17 protein-coding genes and 2 pseudogenes are annotated in these 19946 nt (G+C 59.9%); 9 read left to right on the top strand and 10 right to left on the bottom strand.

Annotated features, from left to right (window positions below; genetic code table 11):
* Positions 1–76 precede the first annotated feature (76 nt).
* The 4 genes from ACFPFG_RS08610 to ACFPFG_RS08595 all read left to right on the top strand — a co-directional run bounded on the left by ACFPFG_RS08610 (position 77) and on the right by ACFPFG_RS08595 (position 5279).
* Complete coding sequence (locus tag ACFPFG_RS08610; RefSeq protein WP_197957017.1) at positions 77–610, top strand: hypothetical protein; 534 nt, start codon at positions 77–79, stop codon at positions 608–610.
* A gap of 86 nt (positions 611–696) precedes the next feature.
* Positions 697–1929, top strand: a complete 1233-nt coding sequence (locus ACFPFG_RS08605; protein WP_380106052.1) for a polysaccharide pyruvyl transferase family protein — start codon at positions 697–699, stop codon at positions 1927–1929.
* 87 nt (positions 1930–2016) lie between these two features.
* Positions 2017–4359, top strand: coding sequence for a glycosyltransferase (locus ACFPFG_RS08600; RefSeq protein WP_380106051.1), 2343 nt, complete (start codon positions 2017–2019; stop codon positions 4357–4359).
* The gene (locus ACFPFG_RS08595; protein WP_380106049.1) at positions 4356–5279 is read left to right on the top strand and encodes a class I SAM-dependent methyltransferase; all 924 of its coding nucleotides are present in this window, start codon (positions 4356–4358) and stop codon (positions 5277–5279) included. Before ACFPFG_RS08600 ends, ACFPFG_RS08595 begins: the two co-directional genes overlap by 4 nt.
* Before the next feature lie 4 nt (positions 5280–5283).
* Here the strand turns inward: ACFPFG_RS08595 and ACFPFG_RS08590 are convergent, their stop codons facing one another.
* The 4 genes and pseudogenes from ACFPFG_RS08590 to ACFPFG_RS08575 form a co-directional block, all read right to left on the bottom strand.
* Positions 5284–6546 (bottom strand): ABC transporter ATP-binding protein, encoded by a 1263-nt coding sequence (locus ACFPFG_RS08590; RefSeq protein ID WP_380106047.1) that lies wholly within the window; start codon positions 6544–6546, stop codon positions 5284–5286.
* Complete coding sequence (locus tag ACFPFG_RS08585) at positions 6536–7354, bottom strand: ABC transporter permease (RefSeq protein WP_183020945.1); 819 nt, start codon at positions 7352–7354, stop codon at positions 6536–6538. Before ACFPFG_RS08585 ends, ACFPFG_RS08590 begins: the two co-directional genes overlap by 11 nt.
* A gap of 79 nt (positions 7355–7433) precedes the next feature.
* A complete protein-coding gene (locus ACFPFG_RS08580; RefSeq protein WP_183020946.1) occupies positions 7434–8120 on the bottom strand; it encodes a 2OG-Fe(II) oxygenase in 687 nt (228 codons plus the stop codon).
* Positions 8121–8403: 283 nt separating this feature from the next.
* Positions 8404–8694: pseudogene (locus ACFPFG_RS08575) on the bottom strand (helix-turn-helix domain-containing protein); the annotation flags it as partial.
* Between the two features lie 351 nt (positions 8695–9045).
* On the opposite strand from ACFPFG_RS08575, the pseudogene ACFPFG_RS08570 reads away from it, so the two are divergent.
* From ACFPFG_RS08570 to ACFPFG_RS08560, 3 genes and pseudogenes are all read left to right on the top strand, one after another.
* Positions 9046–9474: pseudogene (locus ACFPFG_RS08570) on the top strand (SDR family NAD(P)-dependent oxidoreductase); the annotation flags it as partial.
* A complete protein-coding gene (locus tag ACFPFG_RS08565) occupies positions 9469–9816 on the top strand; it encodes an L-rhamnose mutarotase (RefSeq protein WP_374618843.1) in 348 nt (115 codons plus the stop codon). The pseudogene ACFPFG_RS08570 and the gene ACFPFG_RS08565, both read left to right, overlap by 6 nt.
* A 302-nt stretch (positions 9817–10118) precedes the next feature.
* The gene (locus ACFPFG_RS08560) at positions 10119–11174 is read left to right on the top strand and encodes a porin (protein ID WP_380106045.1); all 1056 of its coding nucleotides are present in this window, start codon (positions 10119–10121) and stop codon (positions 11172–11174) included.
* A 25-nt stretch (positions 11175–11199) separates the two neighbouring features.
* Here the strand turns inward: ACFPFG_RS08560 and ACFPFG_RS08555 are convergent, their stop codons facing one another.
* From ACFPFG_RS08555 to ACFPFG_RS08540, 4 genes are all read right to left on the bottom strand, one after another.
* Entirely contained in the window at positions 11200–12585 is a 1386-nt protein-coding gene (locus ACFPFG_RS08555) for an efflux transporter outer membrane subunit (protein ID WP_380106043.1), read from the bottom strand.
* A 1-nt stretch (position 12586) separates the two neighbouring features.
* Positions 12587–14533: a MacB family efflux pump subunit gene (locus ACFPFG_RS08550; protein WP_380106041.1), complete on the bottom strand. Its 1947-nt coding sequence runs from the start codon at positions 14531–14533 to the stop codon at positions 12587–12589.
* A gap of 2 nt (positions 14534–14535) precedes the next feature.
* Positions 14536–15717 carry an efflux RND transporter periplasmic adaptor subunit gene (locus tag ACFPFG_RS08545; RefSeq protein WP_380106039.1) on the bottom strand — a complete coding sequence of 394 codons (1182 nt, stop codon included), beginning with the start codon at positions 15715–15717 and terminating at the stop codon, positions 14536–14538.
* 290 nt (positions 15718–16007) lie between these two features.
* A complete protein-coding gene (locus ACFPFG_RS08540; RefSeq protein ID WP_012204238.1) occupies positions 16008–17219 on the bottom strand; it encodes an ABC transporter substrate-binding protein in 1212 nt (403 codons plus the stop codon).
* Between the two features lie 322 nt (positions 17220–17541).
* Between ACFPFG_RS08540 and ACFPFG_RS08535 the strand changes: the two genes are divergently transcribed.
* Both ACFPFG_RS08535 and ACFPFG_RS08530 read left to right on the top strand, forming a co-directional pair.
* Positions 17542–18228 (top strand): helix-turn-helix transcriptional regulator, encoded by a 687-nt coding sequence (locus ACFPFG_RS08535; RefSeq protein WP_380106036.1) that lies wholly within the window; start codon positions 17542–17544, stop codon positions 18226–18228.
* A 194-nt stretch (positions 18229–18422) separates the two neighbouring features.
* On the top strand, positions 18423–18563 hold the full coding sequence (locus tag ACFPFG_RS08530; protein ID WP_197957007.1) for a hypothetical protein: 141 nt from the start codon (positions 18423–18425) through the stop codon (positions 18561–18563).
* A gap of 43 nt (positions 18564–18606) precedes the next feature.
* On the opposite strand, the gene mog is transcribed toward ACFPFG_RS08530, so the two are convergent.
* Complete coding sequence (gene mog, locus ACFPFG_RS08525) at positions 18607–19212, bottom strand: molybdopterin adenylyltransferase (protein ID WP_380106034.1); 606 nt, start codon at positions 19210–19212, stop codon at positions 18607–18609.
* Entirely contained in the window at positions 19205–19882 is a 678-nt protein-coding gene (yjgA, locus tag ACFPFG_RS08520) for a ribosome biogenesis factor YjgA (protein ID WP_123692395.1), read from the bottom strand. Before yjgA ends, mog begins: the two co-directional genes overlap by 8 nt.
* Positions 19883–19946: the final 64 nt, after the last annotated feature.

Genomic DNA, 19946 nt, shown 5'->3' with positions numbered 1-19946 from the left:
AAAATGAATTCCCGCAAGGAAATTGAATTCATCTCGAGACAAAGACTACGCCTGGAATAACGCTGAAAAATAATCCATGAATAGTGACCATGCGCATTCTCCTGATCGCTTACGAAACTCCCCCGATAGTTTCAGGTCAATCGCCGCGATGGTTTTATCTGGCAAACAAATCTTCCAGCTACCCCTCATTGCCGATCTGGCCCACCCGGTGATTGCACCACATGCGCCAAAATGGCGCTGCCGCTTTCACCGTGCCTTTGAAACCATAGTGTTCAAGCGGGTCGAAGCCGCCGTTGTGACAACGGAAGCTGCTTCCGAACTGTTCATGAATCGCCATGGCCTGCAGGATCTCAGTGAAAAATTCTCGTGCGTGACACAAGGCTTTCCAAGCAGAGGTGAGAAAAGCACTCATATCGGTCATCGATGCTCAGAATTGCTGAAAATGGTCAGCACAGGGAACTTCTACGAGGATTTCCGATTGGAGAATGGTTTGCAAGGTGCGCTGTCACGCTGTGAAGAGGCCATTGAAGAATATTTCTGGAATCGAAGAGTAATCAAATATGCAAGAAGCATAAGGCGAGTCTCTGTTATTTTGGATGGCGGCAACTGATTGACTTTGCGAAGAGTAATGAGAATAAAGTCGCTAAAGATATTATTATTTTAGCTAAGGCAGCACTGCACTTGGAATGCGGAAATATGAATAAAATTGAGTCCGATACGCAAGAAAGAAAAAGGCCGTGGCGCATAGGTATCTTCGGTACTTTTGACGTTCAAAACTATGGTGATTTGCTTTTTCCCATACTTGCGGAGATGGAGCTTTCGCAACGGCTGGGGTCGGTGGAACTGATTCCGTTTTCATACCATGCCAAATCTCTGGAGGATTGGCCATACAAGGTGGCTTCTCTTGCCGACCTGCCCGATATGGCGATTGAACTCGATGCCATTTTGATCGGTGGTGGTTTCATCATCCGCTTCGACTCATTCGTTGCGCCTGGATATGTGCCGACTGAAGCGTGGATTCATCATCCCACAGGATATTGGTTGACTCCAGCCTTGATTGGAATCCAGCTTGGAATACCGGTCATCTGGAACGCTCCGGGCATGCATTGCAATGAAATGCCGCAGTGGAGCCATCCATTGCTTTCCTTGGTGTTGCAGTGCAGCTCCTACATTGCGGTACGGGATGAGCCCAGCAAGAAGGCACTGGAACAATTCGTGGATCACGATCGTGTGAAGCTGGTTCCCGACACGGCGTTTTCGTTGGGTCAGCATATGAATGGCCACCCTGCGCAAGAAAAGGCCCGAATTCTTCGGGAGCAACTGGGCCTGAAGAAGCCTTATATAGTCATTCAGGCGACCCAGAATCTGGAAAAATTCACAGACCATATCAAACGGTTTCGTTCCGAGTTGCCAGACCTCGAATTTCTTCTCTTGCGTCTGGGCCCGGTGCTGTGTGACCATGAGTCATTCATTGATCGAGAATTGCCAAATACCTACAGCCTGGCTGAATGGCCATCGCCCATGGTTCTCGCAGCACTGGTCGCAGAATCAGAAGGTGTTGCCGGGCATAGTTATCATCTTGCAATAACGGCACTTTGTGCAGGAATTCCTGTATTTACGCCCAGTGATCTTTCAGTAGGGAAATTCACCGCGCTCTCGAGGTTCAGAACCGTTTATCCATTGTCTACGATGGATTGTGATGATCCACGTTGGCTGAGCAGTCGTATTGGCAGAATGAGCCCATTGGATTTGATGGAGAATGCCCGGGATGAAGTGAAGCAGCATTGGGATCAGGTGGCTGATTCCATCAAGTCCAGCTGCTCGAGTTCAAAGATCGCAATGAACAAATTCCTGATGTCGCTGCCGTTTCTTCTTGAGAGAGGTAAAAGCGAAAAAGGAGAAGCGGGGTTGCAGGGAAAAGTTGATTGAGTCAGTGCAGGCCTGCTGATATTCGTTGAAAAAGCGTCCGAGGTCACATCAACCAGCCATTCGACCTGATCCATCCTATCAATTTCCATGAAAAATAATACTGAAAAGCAATTGCTATATTCATCCACTGCAAGTATGCCAGACGGGAAGGATGATCAGTCCGACATGGGGACGCAATCTGGAATTTCGCGGGGGGAAATCCTTGCCTTGCGACAGACCATTGATGAGCTGGAGCGGGAGCTGAAAAATAGCAAAGATGTCATTGCGTCGCGTGATGTGGGAATTGCATGGCTCAGGAGCGAAGTTGCTGCATTAAAGTTGACTCTTGAGCGGCGAAGGAAAAGCTTCCGATACCTGATGATCGATGGCTTGTATCTGATTGCAGAACGCTCCCGATTGGCTCGAAACCTGGGGAACATGCTGCTACCCAGTCGGGTAAAGGCTCTTTTGCACTCGGAGTCACTCAAGAGCCAGCTGTCAAGCCAGCTGCACACCCTCCAATCTCTGCAAGGAGATGAGCAGTCATTGTTCCCTGGGGTCAGCAACGGGAAAATGGACGTTGTCTGTTTGGCCAATATCGAGTGGTCTGCCCGTTACCAGCGGCCGCAGCATATCATGTCTCAATTTGCGGCCAAGGGACATCGCATTTTCTATATTGCACGCTCCATCATGCCGGCACAAGGTGAGCCGTATGTCATGAAGCAAGTGGCATACAACATCTATGAAATAGGGCTTGAGTTTCATGATTCTGAAGAATTCTATGCGCACAGGATGTCTCAGGAAAATCTGAGTGCCGCCAACAGGTCATTGGCACGGTTGATGGTGGACGCAAAAATCAGAGAGGCGCTGATTGTTGTTCACTTGTCTTACTGGACAGCATTGGCGGTCGAGCTCCAGAAGAAGCGAGCCTGGCGCCTCCAATACGATTGCATGGATGAGTGGGCGGATTTTCCAGATATAGGCCAGCAACTTCTCCAGGAGGAAGAAATCCTGATAGAAAAATCTGACCTGGTGACTGTCACCGCTTCCTTGCTTGAGAAGAAGTGGCAGGCCGCCAGCAAGAAGTGCATCCTGGTCAGAAACGGGGTAGAGTTTGAATTTTTCTCATCCAACTGTGTGAAGAATGAGCTTCTGGCACACTTGGAAAAACCAGTTATCGGATTCTACGGTGCACTGGCTCCCTGGGTTGATTTCCAACTCGTACATTACTTGGCGACACGCCGCCCGAAATGGAACTTTGTACTTGTCGGCGATTGCTTCGTCAAGGATCTGGCTGGAATAGATCGGTTACCTAATGTGCACTTGCTGGGGAAGAAGGCCTATGAATACATGCCGCGCTATCTGCATGGCTTTGATGTCTGCCTGATTCCATTCAAATTGAACAAGGTCACCCATGCGGTGGATCCTGTGAAATTCTATGAATACATAAGCGTGGGCAAGCCCGTTGTCAGTGTTCCTCTGGAGGAGATGGCAATATATGGAGACTACGTATACTTCGCCAGGGAATATGCAGATTTCCTGAACAAGGTCGAGGTTGCGCTGAAGGAGAATGATCCAGATCTGACCCAGCGCAGAATTCAGCTGGCCAAAAACAATGACTGGCACCACCGCTATCTTTCAATGGAACAGGCGCTGCAAACCTTGTATGAAAAATGTTCCATCGTCGTTGTCAGCTACAACAACGCCGATCTGACGCGACAGTGTATTGAGAGCATTGTGGCCCGTACGATGTATCCCAACTACGAAGTGATCATCGTGGACAATGCTTCCCAGGATGACACTCGTGACATGCTACGCAGCATGCAGCGTCAATTCCCGTGCTTGAAGTTGAAATTGATCATCAACGATCAAAACCGCGGCTTCGCTGCGGCCAACAACCAAGGCATTGCGCAGGCCGAGGGGAAGTATGTCGTACTCCTCAACAACGATACCGTGGTCACCAACGATTGGCTGGAATCAATGCTTCGGCATTTGCAGAAAAGTGACATAGGTCTGGTGGGGCCGGTAACCAACTCCGTGGGAAATGAGGCGAAGATCGCCGTTGATTACGTCAATATAGAGCAAATGCACGAGTTTGCCGCTCGCTATACGATTGCAAACGAGGGGCGTCACTTTGAAATTTCCGTATTGGCCATGTTTTGCGTCGCAATGCGTCGTGAGGTGTTCGATGAAATCGGGGAGCTTGATGAAGCATTCGGCATTGGCATGTTTGAAGATGACGACTACTGCCGCCGAATACAGTCGGCCGGGTATCGAACTGTGTGTGCGGAAGACTCCTTTGTTCATCACTATGGACAGGCTTCGTTCAAGAAGCTGATTGACTCAGGTGAGTATCAGGCGATCTGGGATCGCAACCAGGCGTATTTCGAGAAAAAGTGGGGTGCATGGACGCCCCATACCAATAATCGCAACCCCGAAAGGCTCACATGATTTCTGACGAAGAAATTACCGCGGCGCACTGGTCCAAGAATGTGGCGACCTCCGATGCATTTTCTCCGCAGCTGTACTGGCTTGCCATTCCGGCCGTACAGCGGCGTTTTCAGAGGCAGGCCTGTGCCGGTACCCGGCATGAATGGTGGGGAACCTATTGCATGGAGGAATTTTTTGATCGACCTCGGTCCTCCGCAAAAATGTTGAGCATTGGTTGCGGAAGTGGCTCTCTGGAACGCGAACTGTTCCGGTTGAACGCTTTTGGAGAGTTTGATGCCATTGATATTGCGTCTGGCGCCATCGATATTGCCAGAGCCGAGGCTCGTTCAATGGGTGCAGACAATATCAATTATTTTGTCAGGGATGTTCAAAGCGTCCCTCTGGGAAGCGGAATCTACGATGCTGTCTGGTTCAATGGATCTCTGCACCACATAAAGCATCTGGAATTGGTTTGCCGATCCGTTCGTGCTGCACTGAAGCCTGGGGGATGGGTGTTTTTCAATGAATACGTCGGGGCAAATCAATTTGCGTTCAACGAATTCCAGCGTACCGTCATCTCCAGCGCGTTCCAATTGCTGCCGCCGGCGTATCGTCGGTCTTTTCAGGTGGAAAATTTTGGAAAGGTGCAGCATGCAGTCCAACTGCCCGATCCGATTGAAGTGGCAAGGGTTGACCCGTCCGAGGCCATCAGGTCACAGGATATACGAAAAGTACTGTCCGAGAACTTTGTTGAATGTGCATTCAATCCCTGTGGTGGGAATATATTGCAATTTGCCTTGCACGGAATTGCTGGAAATTTTGTGGAAAGCAACCCGCGTTCAATGGCATTGCTTGAAATGCTGTTTCAGATAGAGGATGCGTTGATCTCGAACAGTTTTCTTGAATCGGATTTCGCTGTCGGTGTCATGAGGGCTCCCTGATCTATCAGGTTGATTTCTGGTTGTTGGGCGCCGATGTATCCAGCTCAATCCCCAGATCTACGATTCCGAGAAATGGAGTATTGCGCCCGGTGACCGTGTCAAAGCTCAATAGCCCCACTTGTTTGTCGATCAGCAGAGATGTCTCTTCACTATGTCCATTCATCAATTTGATGGTGATGTGATACCGGCCAGGCGCCAGCCTGGCCGGGAAACGGAAGGTGAGGCTTGCTTCAAGCCAATCACTGCTCTTCATGCGGGGAGAGATCTGAAAGTTTTTTCCACCCACCACAAGAAGTCTTGCCTCTTGTACGGTGAGGCTGATATTGGGCAAATGGACGGATTTATGAAATCGACAATTGATTCTGATGTCGATGGTCTCGCCAAATACGAATGATGAGTAGTGGCTGCCTGTATTGTTGAAGTGTGCGGAGACGATTTCACCTTCTGTAGTACCAAAGGCGATGCGGGCACCGTTCACCGGGGTTTTCAATGCCACGGGAGTGGCGCCGCCGCTGGCCCATTGGCGTTGCTCATCGCGCATGTCCAGCAAGTACATCTCCGCCATCTCTTCAGGGGAGCCTGTTGATTTCAACCTTCCTTCACTGAGGTAAATGGCCTTGTTGCAGAATCTTTTCACCATGCTCATGTCGTGAGATACAAAAAGCAGTGTTGTCCCTTTTTGTGCCAGTGCCTCCAGCCGCCCGAGACATTTGAACTGAAATGAGGCATCTCCCACCGCCAATGCTTCATCAATGATCAGAATATCCGGGTCGATACATACAGACACGGAAAACGCCAGCCGAACAAGCATTCCGCTTGAATAGGTTTTGGTGGGCTGATCCATGAAATCACCGATATTTGCAAAATCAGCAATTTCATCAAAGCGGGCATCCATTGCCGATTTGTCCATCCCGAGTAATGCGCCATTAAGGTAGACATTTTCACGGCCTGTGAACTCGGGGTTGAAGCCCGAGCCCAATTCCAGTAAGGCTGCGATCTTGCCTCTGGTCACGATATTTCCAGTGCTGGCATTGAGTGTGCGGCAAATCAGTTGCAATAGAGTGGATTTGCCGCTCCCATTCCTGCCAATGATTCCGACGGCGTCGCCTTTGGCAACGCGAAAGGAGATATCCTTCAGTGCCCAAAACTCGCGAAATCGTCGACGTCTCCCAAAGGGAAGCATCTGTATGAACCGGTCCTGCGGGCTGTCATAGACCCGATAGCATTTGCTCAGCGCTTCAACCTCGATGGAGAAATCAAAGGACATCGGCAAACCCCTCACGGCTTTTCTGGAAGAAGCAGAGTCCCAGGAAGGCGAAAAGACCGGACGCAAGAGTTGATGCAAGCAAAGGCATCGCAGCCGGCATCTTCCCCCAATAGAGCACCATTCGTGCATTCTCGATGACTTGAGCCAATGGATTGAGTTCGATCAGGCCTTTAAGCTCAGCAGGCAAAGTGCTTGTCGGATAGAAAATGGGAGTCAAAAACATCAACGGCAATAGTAGCGCACCAATGATGTGCCCCGCATCCCTAAAATAAACGCCGATGGCACTGAAGATCCATGAAAGTCCCGCCGTCATGAGTATAAGCGGCAGCAATATCACGGGGTAGAGAATGACAGTCCAATGAGGCAGCCCTATCACCAGGCTGTAGAAAGCAAGCAAGACCAGCAGGCTGATACCCATGTGAAATACCGCTACTCCCAGGCTTGTCCATGGCAAGATCTCAAGAGGAAAGACTATTTTCTTCACATAGTTTGGTGTGGATGTGATTAATGCCGGCGCACGGGTGACACATTCTGAGAATAGCCCAAAAACCGTCATTCCAATGAATATGAGAATTGCAAACTCAAAAGATGAGCCATTACCTCCGAGCCATTTGACTGAGAATACATTCTTGAATACCAGGGTATAAACCATCAGCGTAAAAAATGGGCTGATGATTGACCATAGCCAACCCATGACAGAGTTTCTATAGCGCGAATCTATTTCGCGCATGACAATGGCCTGTATCAAATGCCTGTGCTGCCATGGAATAATTAGCTTGGCGATGTCTCCGAATGCTATTTTGGGCATATGCTTCTAGTTTCGAGACAGGCCGAAGAAATGCTTATCAATATGAAAACAGCGCTTGTGCTGGTTGTTGCAAGCTGCTTCAGCTTGCAACATAGTCGTGCAATTCCAATTCCGAACCGGGTGGCCACATTGAGCTGATGGACCCCGGCTGATAGAAAGTCACTGTCACACTGCGACGCGATTCACGTACCCGTGCAGAGACCTGGGTCACCTCATGCCAGGAATCCTCTGAACGCACGAAGGCTACCGAGTTCCCGACAATGGGGTTGATAAGGGCTGCGACGTCCTTTGCATCTGATGAGTTCAATATTGCAAGGCAACCACCGTCTGCTGGAAGCCAGTGCTCATTGAAATAGAAAACATGCGTAACCTTTTTCTCTGGAAGATCACGATGTGGCCCGAGAAGTGCCCCGGATCCATAGTGGTAAAGATTCGCCTCCATGGGAAAATCGGACAAATCGATGCCTGTGAGGGATGACATGGCATTGCGGTAATTTTCGGAAATCAAGTCTTGTGCGAACCTTAGCCAGCTAGGACTTAGATAGTCTGGGCGAGATATGCAATTTTCGCCCATGGGAACCAAGGAGCGGGCATCGTATCGATAGTCCTTTTCTCCCCCATAGGCTTCTATGGTCCGGAAGTGATCGAATGGATAAGTCTGAGCAAGCGAAGCACAATCCTGTGAGGAATACAGGTCAGATATTTCCGCCCAACGGAAAGGAGTTGCATTCAATTGGCAATTAAAAATTTGATTGAAATCTAGCATCGCTTTGATTTGTGGAGTGGTAATTGATTATACGATTTCCATAAGAATAATCAACGCCTGAACTGCAACCCTTGCGTTCGGTCATGCGTGGCTTCACAGTGTGATGACGCTATTGTTCTTTAACCAATAACAAGGCTGCGCAAAAGAGGGAATGGGGTTGTCTACCAGCTGGGGGAGCAGTCGCGGCCCATGCGTCCCTGGCCGTCCATGCGCCCGGCAAGTCTCGCTTAGCGCCCCCTCATCCTTCAGCGTGCATTTGCCTGTTGGGTGATAGCTGCCCCGTGCGGTTGACCGGCGGGTGGCGGTGCGCCAGCGCGAACATCTTGAGACTGAGCGCATGGCGGTCGCCGCCGGCCGAGCGCATCACATATTGCCGGGCCACCAGCCGCTCGAGCATGCGGTAGATCTCGCTGGGGCCCCGGCCCAGTTCCTTGACGATCTCGGCCCGCGTCATTCCATCGGGGTGCTCGGCCAGCAGCTCCAGGATGTCCCGCCCCTTGTCCAGTGCCGGCGCGCGGTAGCGATCGACGTCCTCTGCGTTGGCCAGATGTTCCTCAATGGTTTGTCGGCTCATGTCCGCTGTAGCCGCGCTGGCTCCAGTGGTGGCGCCGGTAGCGCAGCCGTCCCGGCAGGCGCTGATCGAGGCCATGACCGGCGAGCGGGACGGCCTGGGCGGTGCACCGTGCGCAGCCCAGGCAGCCCAGGCATCCCGGCAGACGGGCGCGCAGACGATATGCCCGTGGCGCTGGAACTGCAGCAGGTATGCGGCAAGGGTTTTGGGGCCGTCAGCCTGCAGGTCACGGTCTTTGAGTTGATAAACGGTTGGGCGTCCTCGCGGCTGTCGGTGTCCGAGCGCTAGGCGCTGTGGGGTGGCGCCGCCGCGCGCTGCTACGGCCTGCAGCCGCAAGGCATGACCTGAAACCACATGGGAGACAGCATGGACCTGAACCTGAAAGACAGGACCTTCATCGTCACGGACGGTGCCAGCGGCATCGGGACGGCCATCTCGCTGCGGCTGGCCGGTGAAGGTGCGGTTCCGCTGATCTGCGGCAAGGACACCATGTCCGCGCGGTTCGAGGCGCAGCTCATGGCGCTGCAGCCCCGCGCACGCCACTTCCGCCTCGCCCTGGTCGATGAACGGGCATGCGGGGAGATGGTGGCCCGCGCTGCGGCGTACTGCGGCCACATCGACGGCGTGGTGAAAAACGCGGGCATCAATGAAGGCTTGGGCCTGGACGCAGGGGGCGACGCCTTCGTGCGCTCGCGGCAGGCCAACCTGGTGCACTACTTCGTCATGGCTCACCCTTGCCTGCCGCACCTCCAGGCCAGCCGTGGCGCCATCGTCAACATCTCGTCCAAACTCGATCTCAGGGATGCCCCGGCGCTGATGGCCCGGTATGAAACCCTGCACCGCCGGACATGGCCTGAGGTGGCGGCGCATCTGCGCAGCCATGGCGTCACCGGCATGGAAACCCACCGCCTTGGCACGCGCATGGTGATGGTGATGGTGATGGAAACCGATGACGCGGTGCATGACCCCCGCGCCATGTCCCTGGCCGCTGCCATCGACCCGAAGCTGCGCAAATGGGAGGCGCTGATGTGGACCTTCCAGGCGCCCACGCCCTGGACACCGCCCGGCGACAAGTGGACTCCCATGGCCTGCATCTTCCGGCTGGCAGATGCTGCGGCGGACTGAGAATCCGGCGGCCATGCCCCATCCCCGAATGTCCCTCCGACCCTCTTCCATGGGAAAACCCCCGGGTGCCCGCGCCGCAAATGCATAGGTCTGCGCATCAATCGTTCAGGCCTGGCGCCATCCCTGCGGAGAATTCATGAAAGCAGCCTGCAGGGCATCGCAACCACGGGACTGCATGCGCCCGCAAGAACAAGAAGCACAAGAACAAGGGCTGGTGACCGGTTTCAAGCTGTTTCCCCATGGCGGCCGTGCTGCGGCCACGGGGATTTTCGCCAATCGGCAATGTCAAGGAGGAGAGGGAGATGAGTAAACGCATGATCCGCAGCGCGGGCCTGGCCGCGCTGGTGCTGGGCACGGCCCTGGCTGCCCAGGCCCAGAGTTCGGTCACGCTCTATGGGCGTGTGGTCGCGGGGGTGGACTACCAGAGCAATGTGTACGACCCGGCCACGGGGGGCTCTGGCAATCTGTGGCGGGCGGTTGGCAACCAGTGGGGCACGAGCATGCTGGGTTTCAAGGGGGAGGAGGACCTGGGCGGCGGGCTGCATGCGCTGTTCACGCTGGAGTCGGGCTTCAGCATCGACGATGCCAGGTTCAACGGCGCAGGTTTCTTCAACCGCCGCAGCTTCGTGGGCCTGCGCAGCGGCTGGGGCACGCTGAAGCTGGGCAAGGACCTGTCGATCTCGGATGCGCACTGGGCGCTGGACCCCACGGGCCAGCAGTTCATCGGCTCGGCCACGCTGGTGCGGGGGCGCAACTGGGGCGGGCATGACAATATGATCTCGTACGAGACGCCCAGCTGGGGCGGACTGCGCGTGCTGGCGCTGACCGGCCTGGGCGAGCAGCCGCAGGGCGCATCGCGGCTGCGCAAGGATGCGCTGTCCGTGTCCTATACCGCGCCCACGTTCGAGTTGCGCGCCATCTACGATGTGGCCCGCGATGCCAATGGCCGCTTCAGTGATCTCTACACCACCTCCCGCAACCTGACGCTGGGCGGCACGGTGACGCTGTCCGCGCTCAAGCTGTTCGCGGGCTATGAGCAGCTGTCCGCGCCCGACAGCGCGGCCGGCGTGCCCGACAAGGCGCGGCAGTACTGGATGGGCGCGCGCTACAAGGTGTCAGGCCCGCTGACGCTGATCGGCGCGGGCTACCGCACCACGGTCAACAAGGGCGGCGGCAGCGCCAACCTGTTCATGGCGGGCGCCGACTATGCGCTGTCCAGGCGCACGCTGCTGTACGCCAGCGTGGGCAATGTGCGCAATGGCGGCAATGCGAACTTCTCGGTGCAGACCACCAACAACAACCCGGCGCCAGGCGGCAGCCAGACCGGCTTCTACGTGGGCATGGCGCATTCGTTCTGACTCTGGCGGACCCTGGGTGGTGGCTTCAGGAAGCCGGCCACCCGCCGCCTAGCGCCTTGTGCAGCGTGAGCTGGTTCTGCAGGCGTGCCAGGTGGAGCGCGGACAGGGCCAGCTGCGCTGCGCGGCGGCGCTCCTGGGCGTCCAGCCAGGTGCGCAGCGGCACCTGGCCGGCGCGGTAGCGCGCCTCGTACAGCCGCGTGATTTCCACGGATTCCTGCGTGGCGCGCTGCTGGGCCTCTTCCTGGCGGGCCAGTTCGGTGCGGGCGGACAGGGATTTTTCCGTTTCGGCCAACGCGGCGTACAGCGTTTGGCGGAAGTTGACCACCGCCTCTTCGTACTGGCTGCGTGCAATGGCGGTGTTCAGCCGCATCTCGCGCACATTGAGAAACGGCAGGGCCAGGTTGGCGCCCAGGGCCGCCACGGGATTGGCCAGCACATCGAGCAGGGTGCTGCTGGAGGTGCCCAGGCTGCCGGTGAGCGATAGCCGGGGGTAGTAGCTGGCGGCCGTGGCATCGCTGCCGGCCAGGGCGCCGCGCAGCCGCAGTTCGGCGGCGCGCAGGTCAGGGCGGCGCCCCAGCAGGTCGGCGGGCAGGCCTGGCTGCACGGTGGGCAGGTCGGCCACGGGCAGCGCCTGGGGCTCGCCACCGGGCGGCTCGGCGCCCTGCAGCAATTCGGCCAATGCCTGGCGCAGTTCGGCGCGGGCCTGGGTGTATTGGCTCAGCAGGGCCTGCTGCTCGGCCAGGGCCTGCCGGGCCTCGCGCAGCTCCAGGCCGGACACTGCGCCGCTGCGGTACTGGGCCTGCACCAGGTCGATCGTGCGGCGCACGTACTCCAGGCTTTGGCGTGACATGTCCAGGCGCTCGTTGGCCAGCGCCAGCTGCCAGTACAGGCTGGCCGTGGTGGTGGTCAGCGACAGCGCCACGGCATCCTTGTCCTGCACGCTGGCCTGTGCTTCGAAGACGGCGGCATCGCGCTGCGCGCCCAGCCGGTCGAACAGGTCCAGCTCCCAGGCCACGCCCAGCGTGGCGCTGGCGTTCTCCAGGGTGCTGCGCTGGCTGCCCGACAGCGGGCGGCTGGCGCCCGTGCCTACGCTGCCGCTGGGCTGGGGCAGCAGCGCATGGCCTGCCAGTTGCGCCTGCAACGCGGCACGCCGCACGCGGATGCCGGCCGTGGCCATGTCTGGGTTGCGCGCCAGCGCCAGGTCAATCCAGGCATCGAGCCGTGGATCGCCGAAGCCGCGCCACCACGCATCGGTCATGGGCGTGGGCGTGGCTGCCGGGGACGATGCCTGCGCATGTTCGAACTGCGCGGGCAGCGCCACCTGTGGCGCTTCGTAGGGGGTGCGCGTGATGGCGCCGCAGCCCGCAAGGGCCACGGCGCATGCCAGCGCGCTGGTCTTGAGCATATGCATGTCAATCTCTGGAGAGGGCCTGGACGGGGTCCAGGCGCGCCGCGCTGCGCGCGGGCAGGAAGCCGAAGGTGATGCCTATGAGCGAGGAGCAGGCGACGGCCAGCACGATGGAAGCGGCCGAGAACGACAGCTGGAAGCTGGAGCCCGACAGGCTCACTGCCAGGCCCAGGCCCAGCGCCAGAGAGACACCCAGGATGCCGCCCACGATGCAGACCAGCACGGCCTCGATCAGAAACTGCTGAAGGATGTCCGACTGGCGCGCGCCGATGGCCATGCGCACGCCGATCTCGCGCGTGCGCTCGGTCACCGACACCAGCATGATGTTCATCACGCCGATGCCGCCCACCAGCAGCGCGATCATGGCGATGGCCGAGACCAGCAGCGTCAGCGTGGTGCTGGTGCGCGTGATGGCCTGGCGGATCTGGTCGGAGTTCCAGACGAAGAAGTCCTTGGTGCCGTGGCGTTCCGTGAGCAGGCTGGTGGCCGCCTTCAGTGCGATCTCTGCCGGCACCTCGTCCTTGATGCGCAGCGTGATGCTGTCCAGGTGGTACTTGCCGACCAGGCGCGTGGCGGCCGCCGTGTAGGGCACGAAGAAGGTGGGCGTGGAGCCGCCGAAGCTGTTTTGCGCGGGGCGCAGCACGCCCACGATCTCCACGGGCATCTCGCCCAGCATCACCACCTCGCCCAGCGGGCTGGGGTTGCCGGGAAAGAGCGCGGTGGCGGCCTTCTGGTCGATGACCGCGACCTGGGCGTGCAGGTCCACGTCGCGCTGGTCGAAGAACCGCCCTGACGCCAGGCGCAGGCCCTTCACGCGGAAGTGCTCGAAGCCCACGCCCGTCACCTGGGCCATGGCCGCGTTCTCGCGGTACAGCGCCGTGACGCTGACCGACACATTGGGCGTGGCGCTGTCCACGTAGGGCTGCTCGGCCAGGGCCTGGGCATCGGCGGCGACCAGGGTCTCGATGGCGGCGGCGCGCGTGTCGCCGAAGTCCTTGCCCGGGAAGATGTCCAGCGTGTTCGTGCCCAGCTCGCTGATCTGGTTCATCACCTGCTGCTGCGCACCGCGCCCCAGCGCCACCACCGAGACCACGGCAGAGATGCCGATGATGATGCCCAGCATGGTCAGGAAGGTGCGCAGGCGGTGCGCGTTCATGGCCCGCAGCGCCATGCGCAGCGCTTCGCCGAAGCGGTCGCCGAACTGGCGCCAGGAGGCGGCGCGCGGGGTGGCTGTGGCCTCCAGCGGGGGCTTGCTTTCGTGCGGGGCGCTGCGCCGGTCCGCGATGATGGCGCCGTCGCTGATCTCGATCACGCGCGAGGCGTGGGCCGCCACGGCCATGTCATGCGTGACCAGGATGATGGTGTGGCCGTCGGCATGCAGCTCCTGCAGGATGCGCATGACCTGCTCGCCGCTGGCCTTGTCCAGCGCGCCCGTGGGCTCGTCGGCCAGGATGACGGCGCCGCCGTTCATCAGCGCGCGGGCGATGGACACGCGCTGCTGCTGCCCGCCCGACAGCTGGCCCGGCCGGTGCTGCATGCGGTCGGCCAGGCCCAGGCGTTCGAGCAGGGCGGCCGAGCGCGCATGGCGGTCCGTGGGCGCCGTGCCGGCGTAGACCGATGGCAGCTCCACATTGCCCTGGGCCGTGAGGTCGGCCAGCAGGTGGTAGCGCTGGAAGATGAAGCCGAAATGCTCGCGCCGCAGCGCGGCCAGCGCATCGGGGCCCAGCTCGCCGGTCTCGCGGCCGGCGATGCGGTAGCTGCCCGAGGTCGGATGGTCCAGGCAGCCGAGGATGTTCATCAGCGTGGACTTGCCCGAGCCCGAGGCGCCCACGATGGCCACCATCTCGCCGGCCTCGATGGTCAGGTTGATGTCCTTGAGCACGGCGACCGTGGTGTCACCGGCGGGGAACTCCCTGCGCAGTCCCCGCATCTGCAGCAATGGCTGGTCCATGCTCACATTCCCATGGGGTCGGCGGCGGGGGCGTTGTTCGGGCCCGCCTCGCCGATCACCACCTGCTCGCCCGCCTCCAGGCCCGACAGCACCTGGGCCTGGGCATTGGTGCGCAGGCCGATGCGCACCTTGCGATCGGCGACCTTGCCTTCGCCGTCGCGCACGCGCACGGTGTAGCTGTCGTCCTCTGCCCGGCTGCCCAGTGCGGCGGCCGGCACCAGCACGGCCTTGTCGGCCTGGGCCACGCGCACGGTGACCTGGGCGGTCATGGAGGGGCGCAGCTTGCCGTCCGGGTTGGGTACGTCGAACTGGGCGTTGTAGTAGATGGCCTTGGCGGCGGGCGTGGCCGCAGCGGGCGAGGCGCCGCCGCCCGCGTCATTGACGATGGAGGTCGGTGCGGGCTCGATGCGCTCTATCTTCGCCATGTGTTTTTGGCGGTTGCTGCCCAGCGTGGTGAACCATGCGGTCTGGCCGAGCTGGATCTTGTCCACGTCGGCCTCGGCAATCTCGGCACGCACGGTCATCACGTCGAGCTTGGCCAGCATGACGATGGTGGGCGTGGTCTGGAAGGAGTTCAGGGTCTGGCCCTGCTTGGTGACCACGGCCACGATCACGCCGTCCATGGGCGCGACGATGCGGGTGTAGCCCAGGTTGATGCGCTCGGTCTCCACCTGGGTGCGTGCCTGCTCGATCTGGGCCTGCAGGGCGCCGACCTCGGCCTGGGCCGTGTCCAGCGCCGCCTTGGCGGCCTCATGGTCGGCGCGCGAGGTGGCGTCGGCCTGCAGCAGTTCCTGCTGGCGCTGGAAGGTGAGCCGGGCCTGGACGAGGGCCGCGCGCCGCGCGGCCAGCTGCGCCTGCAGTGCGGTGACCGAGGCCTCGGCATTGCGCAGCTTGATGCGCTGCGGCTGGGCATCGACTTCGGCGATCAGGTCGCCGGCCTTGACCTGCTGGCCCAGTTCCACATGCAGGCGCTTGACCTGTCCGGAGACCTGGGCGCCCACGGCGACCAGCTCCTTGGCATGCAGCCGGCCCACGGCCAGCACGGTCTGCTCCAGATCGCCTACCGTGACGGCGGCGGTTGCGTACTTGGTGGCGGGCTTGGCATTGGCTTTCCACAGCGCGATGCCGGCGATCAGGCAGGCGCCGATCACGGCGCCCACCGTCCATTTGCGGTTGAACTTCATTCTTCCCCTGCTGCGCGGTCGGCCGCAGAGGAAACAGTCCCTGCCCAGCGCCACGCCAGATGCTCGAACTTACCAGTCTGGCGCGGTTCGATGTCCCGGCATTGACCAAGGCATGGAGATTCAGTGGAGAGCAGGCCTGGGATACGCCTGAAACCTCGCAACTCTGTCTTATGGCGGGGACATGTTGACCCCCCAGCCGCAAATCAGGGACACCGAGGAAGGGCCGCCCCGCCCCGAGGGTGTCGTCCCCCTCTGGGGGAAGCGGCGAAGCCGCTCAGGGGGAGCGATGTTTACCGCCAATATTGGCACTTGCTCTCGGCCTTCGTCGTCCAGACCTGCTCGGCGGGCAGCTTCTTGACCAGCTTGTAGTAGTCCCAGGTGCCCTTGGATTCGGCGGGGGACTTCACCTCCATCAGGTACATGTCGTGCACGTAGCGGCCGTCCTCGCGCAGGTAGCCGCTGCCGAAGAAGTCGTCCATCTTCATGCCGCGCCAGGTGGCCATGACCTTGTCCGCGTCCAGCGTGCCGGCCTTCTCCACGGCCTTGAGCCAGTTCATGGTGGCGGAGTAGTCGGCCGCCTGGATCTCGCTGGGGCGGCGCTGGGTCTTGGCCATGAAGGCATCGGCGAACTTGCGCGAGGCATCGTTCATGTCCCAGTACCAGCTGGTGGTGAACTGCATGCCCTGGGTGTTCTTCAGGCCCAGGCTGTGCACGTCGGTGAAGAACACCAGCAGGCCGGCCAGCTTCATGTCCTTGGTCACGCCGAACTCGCGCGCGGCCTTGATGGAGTTGATGGTGTCGCCACCCGCGTTGGCCAGGCCCAGGATCTGGGCCTTGGAGTTCTGCGCCTGCAGCATGAAGCTGGAGAAGTCGCTGGCGTTCAGCGGCGTCTTGACCGAGCCCAGCACCTTGCCGCCGCGCGCCTCGATGATCTTGGTGGTATCGGCCTCCAGCGCATGGCCGAAGGCATAGTCGGCGGTCACGAAGTACCAGCTCTTGCCGCCGGCCTCCACCACGGCCGCGCCCGTGCCCTTGGCGAGGGCCACGGTGTCGAAGGCATAGTGCACCGTATAGGGGCTGCACTGCTCGTTGGTCAGCGCCGAGCTGCCCGCGCCGTTGTCGATGAAGACACGCTTTTTCTCCTGCGCCACCTTGGCCATGGACAGGGCCGTGGCCGAGTTCGTGCCGCCAAACACCAGGCTGATGCCCTGCGTGTCTATCCACTCGCGCGCCTTGCTGGCGGCAATGTCGGCCTTGTTCTGGTGGTCGGCCGTCAGCAGCTCGATGGGCTTGCCCAGCAGCTTGCCGCCGTAGTCGTCGATGGCCATCTGAATGGCCACGGCGCCGTTCTTGCCCTCGACATCGGCATAGAGACTGGACATGTCGGTGATGAAGCCGATCCGAACCTTGTCCTGCTGCGCCAGGGCCGGCGTTGCCAGTGCGGCGGCGCACAGTGCCAGGGCCAGCGGTGTCATCAGCGATGTCTTGGGGCGTTGCTGCATGAAGTCTCCTTGCTTTGGATGGAAAAAGCCCGCTGCTGTTGCGCAGGGGCCGGGGTGATTCCATGCTGGCAGGGACAGGGGCCTGCCGCATTGGGGCAAGCACGGGCTTGGTGGCCCCGGTGCGACAGTACAGCCGCTCATTCTTGCAACGTGGCCGGTCCGTTGATTGATCGCCATGCGCTGCGCATCCCGGCCGTGGCTTGTGCGCGCGTCAGGACCTGCTTTTCCCTTCCTTGACCGGGGGATGCGAAAGCACTGGTCTCGAATTAATTTGTCTAAAAAAACAATCAAAAATTTATGTTTTGCTTAAGATAATGGACAAATGAAAACGCCGGAAAAGTCCACCCTTCTTCAGCGCCAACTGCTTTTGCAGTTCGGTGACCGGCTCAAGCGCCTGCGCAAGGAGCAGGGGCTGGGCACGGTCGAGATGGCCTCGCGCGTAGGCATATCCCGCAGCACGCTCGCTGCAGTCGAGTCCGGCGATCCCGGGCCATCCATGGGCACGTACCTGCGAGTCATGTCGGAACTGGGCATAGGGGGAGAATTGGCATTGCTGGCGGGCGACGCCCTGCAGCCCGCGCCCGCAGGAACTGCCGCAGCCCGTTCGCGCCATGCCAGGCCCGTCGTACAGGTTCTGGTGCGTGCGCAGGATGCGCGCCATGAAGTGCAGGATCTGCAAAGCCTGGCATTGCATGAAGAAGCCGTGCGCCTTGTGCGATCAGACCCGGCATTGCTGCGGCAGGCACAGGACACGTTGGAGCGGTGGTTGAGCCAGGGGGATTCGCATTCCGCCAGCCTGTGGAGGCAGTGGCAGGATGTCTTGCAAAATGGCCGCTGGCGCACCATCCTGGCCCGCACGCGAAGGGCCCAGGAACTGCGCCAGGCCTCGCCCCTGACATCGGTGCTGCCCGAACAGGTGCGCCAGCAGGTACTGGCGCAGGTGGGGGATCTCAAGCGGGGCGTTGCATTGGGAGATACAGGGCGGGCCTATGAACCGAGAGGATCTTGAGCACATCATTCGTGCGAGCGGGGATGTGACGCATGAGTATGAATTCGTCAGCGTGGGAAGCCAGGCAATCCTGGGCTCCATCCCGTATCCCGAGCCGGTTTTCAAGATGTCCGCAGAGGCGGACATCTATCCGCTCAACGCTCCGGATCTGGCGGACCGGATCGATGGATCCATTGGCGAAGGCTCTCGCTGCCATGAGTATGGCACTGATGGAGCATGGCCATGTACAGGTCGATGCGGCACTGGAACTGGCAAGCGGCATGCCGTTGGGTGATGACGGCAAACGGCAATTGCGGGCCCGGATTCAGCGCTGGTTCAAGGGGCTGAAAAAATAAAAAGCAGCCCGCAGGCTGCTTGTCGATTGCCGTGTCCGCGCGCTCAGGCCGCAGGTCGCGCGGTGCGCACTGCGCTCTTGGGGCGGAACGCCTTGCACACGCTGTCGTCCGTTTCCAGATAGGGCCCGCCGATCAGGTCCACGCAATAGGGCACGGCCGCGAAGATGCCGTTGACCTTTTGCGTGCCATCGGGGTTCTTCAGGCCTTCCAGGGTCTCGGCAATCGCCTTGGGCTGGCCCGGCAGGTTGATGATCAGGCTGTTGCCACGGATCACCGCCACCTGGCGCGACAGAATCGCCGTGGGCACAAAGGCCAGGCTGATCTGGCGCATCTGCTCGCCAAAGCCCGGCATTTCCTTGTCGGCCACGGCCAGCGTGGCTTCGGGTGTGACATCGCGCGGCGCGGGGCCGGTGCCGCCCGTGGTCAGCACCAGGGAGCAGCCTGCATCGACCAGTTCGATCAGCGTGGCGCTGATGCCGGCCTGCTCGTCGGGGATCAGGCGCGCCTCGAACGCGATGGGGTTCCTGAGTGCGCGGGTGAGCCAGTCCTGCAGGGCCGGCAGGCCCTTGTCCTCATAGACGCCGCTGCTGGCACGGTCGCTGATCGAGACGATGCCGATGCGCACAGCGTCATGGACGGGATCACTCATCGTCGGCTTCCTCGCCAGCGCCATCGCCGTCCTCGGCAGTCTCGCGGCCCGTGCCGCCCAACTGCTGGCGAACCAGCTGGAACAGATCGCGGTAGGCGCGACCCTTGCGCTGGGCCAGGCCAGTGGATTCCTGCACATTGGCCTCATGGGCGCCCGGCATGTCCTTGCGGGCCTGGCGGATCAGGGCGCGCAGCTGCTGGGTGTCGGTGTCGGGGAAATGGTCCAGCCAGATGGACAGGGCCGATTCCTCGGCGATCAGGCGGTCGCGCCATTGCTCGGCGGCGTGCAGGGCCATCTTCTCGGCGGCAGAGCCGTTGTGCTGCTCGTCCAGAGCCGCGCGCACGGCGGCGATCTCGGTCTCGTCCAGCTTGCGCATGAGCTTGCCGACGAATTGCATCTGGCGGCGCTTTCCTTCGAAATTGGTGATGCGCTTGGCCTCGGCCAGGGCATCGGCCAGTTGGTCGGGCAATTGCAGGCGCTTGAACAGGTCGGAGCGCAGCGTCAGCAAATCCTTGCCGAGGTCCTGCAAGGCGTCGGACTCGCGCTTGAGATCCGTCTTGCTGGAGTCGGGGGTGCCTTTGAGTTCGGCCTTGAGCTGCAGGTCGAGTTCGCTGCCTTCGGCAACGAAGTGACCTTTGACGTAGTAGCCTTTTTTGGGTTTGCGTGACATGGGGTAGGGGACAAATGCAGTGGCGGCGCGGAGAGCGCTGCAGTGGCGGCTATCATAGCCGCCG

The organism is Delftia deserti, from assembly GCF_042653485.1.
Lineage (GTDB): Bacteria > Pseudomonadota > Gammaproteobacteria > Burkholderiales > Burkholderiaceae_C > Comamonas > Comamonas acidovorans.
Note: the sequence above shows the minus strand (reverse complement) of the source record. Positions and strands in the feature narration are given on the sequence as shown.

Excerpts from the sequence above, each read along its gene's own strand:
- ACFPFG_RS08555 (WP_380106043.1), bottom strand. The coding sequence starts at position 12,585 with ATGCATATGCTCAAGACCAGCGCGCTGGCATGCGCCGTGGCCCTTGCG.
- ACFPFG_RS08560 (WP_380106045.1), top strand. The coding sequence starts at position 10,119 with ATGAGTAAACGCATGATCCGCAGCGCGGGCCTGGCCGCGCTGGTGCTG.
- ACFPFG_RS08610 (WP_197957017.1), top strand. The coding sequence starts at position 77 with ATGAATAGTGACCATGCGCATTCTCCTGATCGCTTACGAAACTCCCCC.
- ACFPFG_RS08605 (WP_380106052.1), top strand. The coding sequence starts at position 697 with ATGAATAAAATTGAGTCCGATACGCAAGAAAGAAAAAGGCCGTGGCGC.
- mog (WP_380106034.1), bottom strand. The coding sequence starts at position 19,212 with ATGAGTGATCCCGTCCATGACGCTGTGCGCATCGGCATCGTCTCGATC.
- ACFPFG_RS08595 (WP_380106049.1), top strand. The coding sequence starts at position 4,356 with ATGATTTCTGACGAAGAAATTACCGCGGCGCACTGGTCCAAGAATGTG.
- ACFPFG_RS08550 (WP_380106041.1), bottom strand. The coding sequence starts at position 14,533 with ATGGACCAGCCATTGCTGCAGATGCGGGGACTGCGCAGGGAGTTCCCC.
- ACFPFG_RS08530 (WP_197957007.1), top strand. The coding sequence starts at position 18,423 with ATGAGTATGGCACTGATGGAGCATGGCCATGTACAGGTCGATGCGGCA.
- ACFPFG_RS08540 (WP_012204238.1), bottom strand. The coding sequence starts at position 17,219 with ATGCAGCAACGCCCCAAGACATCGCTGATGACACCGCTGGCCCTGGCA.
- ACFPFG_RS08600 (WP_380106051.1), top strand. The coding sequence starts at position 2,017 with ATGAAAAATAATACTGAAAAGCAATTGCTATATTCATCCACTGCAAGT.
- ACFPFG_RS08585 (WP_183020945.1), bottom strand. The coding sequence starts at position 7,354 with ATGCCCAAAATAGCATTCGGAGACATCGCCAAGCTAATTATTCCATGG.
- ACFPFG_RS08580 (WP_183020946.1), bottom strand. The coding sequence starts at position 8,120 with ATGCTAGATTTCAATCAAATTTTTAATTGCCAATTGAATGCAACTCCT.
- ACFPFG_RS08590 (WP_380106047.1), bottom strand. The coding sequence starts at position 6,546 with ATGTCCTTTGATTTCTCCATCGAGGTTGAAGCGCTGAGCAAATGCTAT.
- ACFPFG_RS08535 (WP_380106036.1), top strand. The coding sequence starts at position 17,542 with ATGAAAACGCCGGAAAAGTCCACCCTTCTTCAGCGCCAACTGCTTTTG.
- ACFPFG_RS08545 (WP_380106039.1), bottom strand. The coding sequence starts at position 15,717 with ATGAAGTTCAACCGCAAATGGACGGTGGGCGCCGTGATCGGCGCCTGC.
- yjgA (WP_123692395.1), bottom strand. The coding sequence starts at position 19,882 with ATGTCACGCAAACCCAAAAAAGGCTACTACGTCAAAGGTCACTTCGTT.